At 64.8% G+C, this 7,866-nt stretch carries 8 protein-coding genes and 2 pseudogenes; 6 read left to right on the forward strand and 4 right to left on the reverse strand.

Features of this window, described 5'->3' with window-relative positions:
- Positions 1-1,111: sulfite reductase flavoprotein subunit alpha (locus JYJ84_RS22580; protein WP_374102120.1), on the forward strand; the 1,111-nt coding region annotated here is incomplete at its 5' end.
- A gap of 127 nt (positions 1,112-1,238) precedes the next feature.
- Here JYJ84_RS22580 and JYJ84_RS22585 read toward each other — a convergent pair.
- Positions 1,239-1,843 (reverse strand): annotated as a pseudogene (locus tag JYJ84_RS22585) (transposase); the annotation flags it as partial.
- Positions 1,844-1,989: 146 nt separating this feature from the next.
- On the opposite strand from JYJ84_RS22585, the gene JYJ84_RS22590 reads away from it, so the two are divergent.
- Positions 1,990-2,628 (forward strand): hypothetical protein, encoded by a 639-nt coding sequence (locus JYJ84_RS22590; protein WP_164462677.1) that lies wholly within the window; start codon positions 1,990-1,992, stop codon positions 2,626-2,628.
- A 175-nt stretch (positions 2,629-2,803) separates the two neighbouring features.
- Here the strand turns inward: JYJ84_RS22590 and JYJ84_RS22595 are convergent, their stop codons facing one another.
- Together JYJ84_RS22595 and JYJ84_RS22600 are read right to left on the reverse strand one after the other, a co-directional pair.
- Positions 2,804-3,580 carry an SDR family oxidoreductase gene (locus tag JYJ84_RS22595; protein WP_122947239.1) on the reverse strand — a complete coding sequence of 259 codons (777 nt, stop codon included), beginning with the start codon at positions 3,578-3,580 and terminating at the stop codon, positions 2,804-2,806.
- Between the two features lie 4 nt (positions 3,581-3,584).
- On the reverse strand, positions 3,585-4,022 hold the full coding sequence (locus JYJ84_RS22600; protein WP_122947238.1) for a heme-binding protein: 438 nt from the start codon (positions 4,020-4,022) through the stop codon (positions 3,585-3,587).
- Between the two features lie 95 nt (positions 4,023-4,117).
- Here JYJ84_RS22600 and JYJ84_RS22605 point away from each other — a divergent pair, with 95 nt between their 5' ends.
- The 3 genes from JYJ84_RS22605 to JYJ84_RS22615 all read left to right on the forward strand — a co-directional run bounded on the left by JYJ84_RS22605 (position 4,118) and on the right by JYJ84_RS22615 (position 5,779).
- On the forward strand, positions 4,118-5,032 hold the full coding sequence (locus JYJ84_RS22605) for a LysR family transcriptional regulator (protein WP_122949532.1): 915 nt from the start codon (positions 4,118-4,120) through the stop codon (positions 5,030-5,032).
- A gap of 80 nt (positions 5,033-5,112) precedes the next feature.
- Positions 5,113-5,547, forward strand: a complete 435-nt coding sequence (locus tag JYJ84_RS22610) for a hypothetical protein (protein ID WP_122947237.1) — start codon at positions 5,113-5,115, stop codon at positions 5,545-5,547.
- Between the two features lie 22 nt (positions 5,548-5,569).
- Positions 5,570-5,779, forward strand: a complete 210-nt coding sequence (locus JYJ84_RS22615) for a hypothetical protein (RefSeq protein ID WP_122947236.1) — start codon at positions 5,570-5,572, stop codon at positions 5,777-5,779.
- A gap of 45 nt (positions 5,780-5,824) precedes the next feature.
- Here the strand turns inward: JYJ84_RS22615 and JYJ84_RS22620 are convergent, their stop codons facing one another.
- Complete coding sequence (locus JYJ84_RS22620) at positions 5,825-6,454, reverse strand: TetR/AcrR family transcriptional regulator (protein ID WP_122947235.1); 630 nt, start codon at positions 6,452-6,454, stop codon at positions 5,825-5,827.
- Positions 6,455-6,703: 249 nt separating this feature from the next.
- On the opposite strand from JYJ84_RS22620, the pseudogene JYJ84_RS22625 reads away from it, so the two are divergent.
- Positions 6,704-7,866, forward strand: a pseudogene (locus tag JYJ84_RS22625) (N-methylproline demethylase); the annotation flags it as partial.

A 7,866-nucleotide genomic window follows, 5' to 3' on the forward strand; every position in this document is an offset into this window, starting at 1 on the left:
GAAGGCGCATCCGGCGCCGTCGAAGCTCGTCGCGAACCTGCGGCTCAACCGTCCGGGCGCGGCCAAGGACACGCGCTACGTGTCGCTGTCGACCGAAGGCGCGAACCTCGAATACGAAACCGGCGACGCGCTCGGCGTGTGGCCGACCAACTGCCCGGAGCTGGTCGACGAACTGCTGTCCGTCACCGCGCTGAAGGCCGATGCGCCCGTATCGGTGGCGGGCGTCGGCGATGTGCGCCTCGGCGATGCGCTCGCGCGTCACTTCGACATCACGCGCCCGCATCCGGACACGCTGGCGTTCATCGCGTCGCGCAGCGCGAACGGCGCGCTGAAGTCGCTGCTCGGCGACGAACGCAAGGGCGACCTGAAGCAATGGCTGTGGGGGCAGCAGCTCGCGGACGTGCTGCACGAGTTTCCGGTCGAGCTGTCGGGCACGGAACTGGTCGGGATGCTCAAGCGCATGCAGCCGCGCCTCTATTCGATTGCGTCGAGCCCGAGCGCGCACCAGGGCGAGATCCACCTGACCGTGTCGGCCGTGCGCTATCACAACGGCCGGCGCGCGCGCAAAGGCGTTGCGTCGACGTTCCTCGCCGATCGGGCGGACGACGGACGCGTGCCCGTGTTCGTGCAGAAGTCCGCGCATTTCCGGCCGCCGGTGAACGGCGACGTGCCGATCGTGATGGTCGGCCCCGGCACCGGCGTCGCGCCGTTCCGCGGCTTCCTGCACGAGCGGCAGGCACGCGGCGCGCGCGGGCGCAACTGGCTGTTCTTCGGCGAGCAGCACGCGCAGACCGACTTCTACTACGGCGACGAACTGGGCGCGATGCACGACAGCGGCTTCCTGACGCGGCTCGACCTCGCGTTCTCGCGCGACCAGGCCGACAAGATTTACGTACAGGACCGGATGCGCGAGCAGGGCGCCGACCTGTTCGCGTGGCTGGAAGAAGGCGCGCACTTCTACGTATGCGGCGATGCCGCGCGGATGGCGAAGGACGTCGACACGGCACTGAAGGCGGTGGTTGCCGAGCACGGCGGGATGTCGGACGAGGCCGCGAACGACTACGTCGCGCGGCTTTCGAAGGCACGGCGCTACATGCGGGACGTGTACTGATCTCGCGGGCGGCGGGCGTCGTGGCGCGCTCGCCGCTCCGCCGGCAGCTTAAAGATGCTAACAGCATGAATGGCGGGGGCTGACGCCCACACGGCGCAGCAGTTCGCTGAGCATCGAAGGGCAACTGATAGACGGTCTTGTTGCTGACCACGCCGTTGTCGCGGATCTTGACCCGCAGCGCATCGAAGAACACCACCGGATACATCGTCTCGAGCGGGCGGCTCTGCCAGCTCAGCGCCTCGGCCATCACCTCGTCGGTGACCGAGCTGATGAAGTCGGGCGATACCTCGGTGCCGTAGTGCTCGGCCAGAAACCCTTGAATCTCGCGCACACTCATGCCGCGGGCGTACATTGCGATGATCCGTTCGTCGAAGCCGGTGAAACGGCGCTCGTGCTTGGGGATCAGAATCGGCTCGAAACTGCCGTCACGGTCACGAGGCATGTCGACCCGGACTGGGCCACGATCGGTAATGACCGTCTTGCCGCTGGCGCCGTTGCGTTCGTTGGCCTGACCGGGCGGCTTGGGCTGGCCCGGCGGGTAGCCCAGATGAAGATTCATCTCGGCGCCCGTCGCACGTTCGATGACCGCTTTGTTGAACGCCAGCATCAAGTCCTGCACCTCGGCCGGTGTCATCGGCCCCTTGACCAACTGGTCCAGCAGTTCCTTGGGCGGTTCAGGCAACGGCCCGCGGGCGCTGCCTGAACCGCTACAGTTTGTCTTTTCTTTTTCATCGGCATATCCATGGCCTTTACACCTCATGATATGCCTCGCCCACGGAATCACGGATAGGTCCGAGAAATCGGTCAAGTCCTATAGTTCACCGCTGAATAACCGCGCAAACTACTGCCAGTAGAGCAGAGATTTCACGGAGATACGCATGAAAGGACTCATCTTGTTGCTTCTAGGGTTGCTCGCTCCCTCGCTGGCTTCTGCAGCGGTGAACGTTCGCACACCGCCTCCGCGTCATCCGACACATGATGTCATCGTCCAATACTGGCGTAAGAGTGGCGGATTCGTCGACGTATATTTCGCTGCCGGTGGTCTGCCAATGCGGGTGGAGTTCTCCCGGACGAATTCACCTAGCTTGCCATACGATGCACCAGATTACTTAGTCTTGCCATCTCACGAAAAAAAGTGGTTTTCCGTATGGAAGGATGCTAAAGAGTTTGATCAAGACAGAGTTGCAAGTGACTGGCTCGAACGGGTGCGTTTTGAGCAGTATCTTTTCAATGATTCCATCGATGGAATTCGCTGTGAAGAGTGGCGAGTGGTCGACCCAAAGTTCCCCCATCGAGCCGCAGCTCTTTGTCTCTCGGATGACGGAATCTTGTTGCGCGCACGATTGGATATCGATGCTTTCAATCCAAGTAACTCAGGAAAAGAATTCATTTTCCTGAACGGCGACGTAAATTCGTCGTCGATCGAAGCTAAGCGCGTGGATCGGGTGACTATTCCACGTGAGATGTTGGAGGCTCCCACGAAATATAAGCAACGCCCGCCAAAGATAGTGCCGTGACGATTAAGGTTACGACGCACGTTCAGCAAGGTCACGGGCATAGTCGTGTTCGCCGGCTCGGTTACCGAGCACCTTCTCGTCGGGGGAGGGAAAACGAGAGGCTCGTGCGCAGGGAGCTGATTGAGAAATCTGACACATTCAAACAGCCCCCGGCATTTCATCTCATTGGCGTTTCCTATTGCTGCCGCTCCCACGCACGCGCCTGTTCGGCGCGCACGAACGCTTCCGACGATGTCGGCAGCAGGTTGCGGAATGCGCCGCCGTCGCTGTCGATCACGTCGACCATCTTCGCGATCATTTCCTCCGGATCGTGCTGTTCGAGCGGGAACGTCAGCCGCTCGGGCGTCACGGTGTGCGCGGCCGGATCGCGCCAGCGTCGCGTCGTTTCCATCATCCGGTCGTTGAAGCCCGTGCTGTACGGGCCAGGGTTCACGACCGCGACCTTGATCCCATGCGGGGCCAGTTCCGCGTGCATCGCCTCGGCGACCGATTCGACCGCGTGCTTCGACGCGCAATAGGCGCCCGTGAACGGCCCTGTAATCAGGCCCGCGATCGACGACACGAACACGATCTTGCCGTGCCGGCGCGCGAGCATGCCGCGCGCGATCTGCTGCGTGAGTTCGAGCGGCCCGAACACGTTGACGTCGAACAGCTCGCGGACGATCTCGACGGGCAGGTCCACCAGCGCGCCGGCTTCGCCGACGCCCGCGTTGTTCACGAGCACGTCGATATCGAGTTCGGCCGCGCGGGCGCGATCGTGAGGCGACGTGACGTCGAGCTTGATCGCGCGCAGCGCAGTGCCGCGCTGCGTGGCGGCGGCCGTCAGTGCGTCGATTTCAGCGGTGACGCGTACGCCGGCCGTCACGTCGTGACCGCGTTCGGCGAGGCGCAGCGCGACTTCGCGGCCGAAGCCGGTGCCCGCGCCGGTGATGAGGATGCGTTTCTGTGCCATGTGCTTACCTTGTGGAGTGGAAGGTTGCCGGAAAGCGGTCGCGGCAGTGCTGCGCGATCGCGGTGTCTTCGTCGACGCTGCCGCCAGAGATGCCGATCGCGCCGACGCAGCGCCCGTCGCCGTCGACGAGCGGTTCGCCGCCGCCGAACGTGACGAGCCCGCCGTGGCTGTGTTCGATGCCACGCAGCGGACCATCACCCGACATCGCACCGAGGGCGGCGGTCGATGCGCGAAAGCGGACCGCCGTCAGCGCCTTGCGTTGCGCGAGATCGATCGCGCCGAGAAAGCAGTCGTCGGTGCGCGCGAACGCGAGCAGGTTCGCGCCGGCATCGACGACGGCGATGGCGACGCCGGCGACCTGCAGCGATGCGGCATGCGCAAGGGCTGCGTCGATCGTGCGGCGGGCGGCTGCGAGCGGCAGCGCGGCGGTGGGCGGGTTCATGCGAGGCTCCGGTGGGACGACAGGGCCAGTGTAGGCAGTTGCGGTATATGGGAGAATCCGCATTCCGCTCGCAAGAGTTTCAAGTTTTTTTAATGATGAGCAGACGCGATCCGATGGCCGGGCTGCACGTGTTCATGACCGTCGCGACGGCCGGCAATTTCACGCGTGCCGCCGCCGCACTGGGCCTGACGCCGGCGGCCGTGAGCCTCGCGATCGGGCAGCTCGAGGGCGAGCTGAACGTGAAGCTGTTCAATCGCAGCACGCGCGGCGTGAGCCTGACGGAAGCCGGCCAGCGTTACTGGCGGCAGACCGAGCCTGCGTACCGGCAGGTCATGCAGGCGCGCGACGAGCTGAAGGATGCGCGCAGCGAGCCGACCGGGTTGCTGCGTGTGACCGCGCTGCCGCTGGCGCGTGCGCTCGTGATCGCGCCGGTGCTCGCCACGTTCCGCGAACGCTACCCGAAAGTCCGGCTCGAGATCCGCTACGAGAACGAACTGGTCGATATCGCGAAGGACGGGTTCGATGCGGGGATTCGCCTGGCCGACCGGCTGCAGCCGGGCATGATCGGCGTGCGGATCGCGCCGGCGTTGACGTGTGCGCTGGTTGCGTCGCCCGGTTATCTGGCGCGGTATGGCGTGCCGGCGTCGATTGCCGAACTCGAGCGGCATGCGTGCATCCGTTTCCGGTTCTCGGAGAGCGGACGCCTGCACAAATGGCTGTTGCGTGACGGGCAGCGCGACGTCGATCTCGATCCGGATGCCGTGCTGGTGACGAACGATGCCGACGCGGTGATCGATGCGGCGCGCGCGGGTGTCGGCATCGCGTTCGCGTTCATGCGCGAGCGGATCGAGCAGGACGTGCGCGACGGCACGCTCGTCGAGGTGCTGCCCGGTGCGTGCCGCACGTTGCCGCCGATGTGGCTTTACTACGTCAATCGAAAACACGTGCCGGCCAAATTGCGTGCATTCATCGACGTGCTGCGCGAACGCAACGGCGCGGACGACGCGTAGCCGCATCGGCCGGCCGGCTGCAGCGATGGGGCCGGTGGCGCATGATGGCGGCTCCAGCCACGAAGCCACGGAGTCGCGTCATGACGGCATGCCTGCCTTTCCCGATTCGAACCCTTGCAATCGCTGCCGTGCTGGCCGGCGCCGCGATCGGTGGCGCACCGGCCATCGGCCAGACGTCGACCGTGCCGGCCGCTTCCGCTGCCGCGACGCCCGACAACGCGGTACTGCTCACGGTATTCCTGCAACACGACCAGTCGCGCCCGCTTGCCGAGCTGAATGCGCAGCTCGCGAAGCAGGGGTTCTACAAGGCGTTTCCGCCGCCGGGCGTGGAGGTGGTGAGCTGGACCGTGACGATGGGGATCGGGCAGATCGTCGTGCTGCGGCTGCCGGCGTCGCGGCTGCGCGAGGTCAATCGCGTGCTCGAGGATACGGCGTGGGGCGCGTACCGGACGGCGTTCTATCCGACTTACGACTACAAGGCGATCGGGTTGGCGGAGCACGAGCGGGCGAAGTGACGCGGGCGTGATCGATAGCAGGATGACGCGCTTCGCACCGGATGGACGAAACGATGCCGCCGATCCGTGCGCCAGGATGACGCTCGCGCGGACGATGAAGAAGTCCAGCCCGACCGATTCGACGAAGTATCGCGCCGCGCTCGCCGACCGCGATCTACACGGGGCGGCAACGCGTGCGGCCTCCGACAAAACCGAGATCCGAAATGCGCCGCTGGCGAATCATGAGCGGTGATCATGCCGGGTTGTCGACGTCGGCAACCCGGAAAGGGCTGTCCGGCTAAACGGCCGGCGGCGTGCGACGCGCAAAGAAGCGCTGCATGTCGCGGTCGGTCGGCTGCTGTCCGGTGAATACTTGCGCGTAGGTGGCGATGCGCGCCATGCGCTCGCGCATCGGCTCCGTCATCTTCATCGACACGTAGCCGAGCTGGGTCAGGTACATCGTGCGGGCGCGCACCTGCGCCTCGACCGGCGCGTAGTCGAAGCGCTCGAACATCGCCGTCAGCGCCGCGATCCGCTTCGCGTCCGCGTCGGCCAGCTCGGCCGCGATCTCGGGGGCCTGCTGCCCCCAGCTGCGGATCGCCGCTTCGTAGCGGTTGTCGAAGATCGCATCGTCGAACCAGCAGTCGAATACGTTCAGCACGGCCTCCGAGATCGAGTCCGCATACGCTTGCGTGCGTGAGAGCCAGTTGTCGGTGTTCTTCGTCTTCCAGCGCGCGAGCAGCGTCGCGAGCAGTTCTTCCCGGTCCTTGAAGAACCAGTAGAAGCTTGTCCGAGACAGATTCAGCTTCTTCGCGAGCGGCTGGATCCGCACGAACTCGACGCCGCCTTCGAGCAAGCTTTCCGTCGCGGCGTCCAGCCACGTGTCCGCCGATCCGCGAAGGTTCGCGGCTGCAATCGGTTCTTCCATCAGGCAAACATCCTCTCGTTCCAGTCCTCGATCGGTTGCGCACTTCGCAACCCGCATTGTGCCGCACTGGCGGCCCGCCCACCCGTCAAGACGCCCCGCGACGCCCGTCGTACGGGGTTTCCCGAGCTTAATGTTCATGTGTGTATTGTTTGCTTGACACATATGTACAGCGATTCTAACCTGAGTCGCAACCGTCACTCATGTCAGGCAGTCACGACCCACGCTCCCGTTCCCATCCAGAGGAATCCCATGTCGAACGATCCGCTGCTGCAGCCGTACACCCTCAAACATCTGACGTTTCGCAATCGCATCATGACGACGTCGCACGAGCCGGCTTACGCGGAGGACGGGATGCCGAAGGCGCGTTACCGCGCGTACCACGTCGAGCGCGCGAAGGCGGGTATCGCGTTGACGATGACGGCCGGTTCCGCGGCGATCTCGAAGGACAGCCCGCCCGTGTTCAACAACATCCTCGCGTACCGCGACGAGGTCGTGCCGTGGATGAAGGATCTCGTCGACGAGTGCCACGAACACGGTGCGAAGGTGATGATCCAGCTCACGCATCTCGGCCGCCGCACGCGCTGGGACAAAGGCGACTGGCTGCCGGCGGTGTCGCCGTCGCATGCGCGCGAGCCCGCGCACCGCGCGTTTCCGAAGAAGCTCGAGGAATGGGATATCGAACGGATCGTGCGCGACTATGCGGACGCGGCGGAGCGGATGAAGGCGGCCGGCCTCGACGGGATCGAGCTGGAAGCGTACGGACATCTGATGGACCAGTTCTGGTCGCCGCTGACGAACACGCTGGACGCGCCGTATGGCGGCCCGCTCGAAAACCGGATGCGCTTCACGTTCGACGTGTTGCGTGCGATCCGCAAGCGCGTCGGTGACGCGTTCATCGTCGGGATCCGTTACACCGCCGATGAGATGATCGCCGGCGGACTGACGAAGGAGGAGGGGATCCAGTTATCGCTCGCGATGAAGTCGAGCGGCCTGATCGACTTCCTGAACGTGATCCGCGGGCACCTGGAAACCGACGCGGGCCTGACGGACATCATCCCGATCATGGGGATGAAGAGCGCGCCGCACCTCGATTTCGCCGGGGAGATGCGCGGCATCACCGAGTTTCCGACCTTCCACGCCGCGCGGATCCAGGATGTGCCGACCGCGCGCCACGCGATCGCATCCGGCAAGGTCGACATGATCGGCATGACGCGTGCGCACATGACCGATCCGCATATCGTGCGCAAGATCATCGAGCACCGTGAGGACGACATTCGCCCGTGTGTCGGCGCGAACTACTGTCTGGACCGGATCTATCAGGGCGGTGCCGCGTTCTGCATTCACAACGCGGCCACCGGCCGCGAGACGACGATGCCGCATGTGATCCCGGCCGCGCCGGCCACGCGCAAGGT

It is taken from the genome of Burkholderia sp. LMG 13014 (assembly GCF_905232215.1).
GTDB lineage: Bacteria > Pseudomonadota > Gammaproteobacteria > Burkholderiales > Burkholderiaceae > Burkholderia.

Coding starts and splice junctions, on each gene's coding strand:
- JYJ84_RS22590 (WP_164462677.1), top strand. CDS start 1,990: ATGAAAGGACTCATCTTGTTGCTTCTAGGGTTGCTCGCTCCCTCGCTG.
- JYJ84_RS22595 (WP_122947239.1), bottom strand. CDS start 3,580: ATGGCACAGAAACGCATCCTCATCACCGGCGCGGGCACCGGCTTCGGC.
- JYJ84_RS22600 (WP_122947238.1), bottom strand. CDS start 4,022: ATGAACCCGCCCACCGCCGCGCTGCCGCTCGCAGCCGCCCGCCGCACG.
- JYJ84_RS22605 (WP_122949532.1), top strand. CDS start 4,118: ATGAGCAGACGCGATCCGATGGCCGGGCTGCACGTGTTCATGACCGTC.
- JYJ84_RS22610 (WP_122947237.1), top strand. CDS start 5,113: ATGACGGCATGCCTGCCTTTCCCGATTCGAACCCTTGCAATCGCTGCC.
- JYJ84_RS22615 (WP_122947236.1), top strand. CDS start 5,570: ATGACGCGCTTCGCACCGGATGGACGAAACGATGCCGCCGATCCGTGC.
- JYJ84_RS22620 (WP_122947235.1), bottom strand. CDS start 6,454: ATGGAAGAACCGATTGCAGCCGCGAACCTTCGCGGATCGGCGGACACG.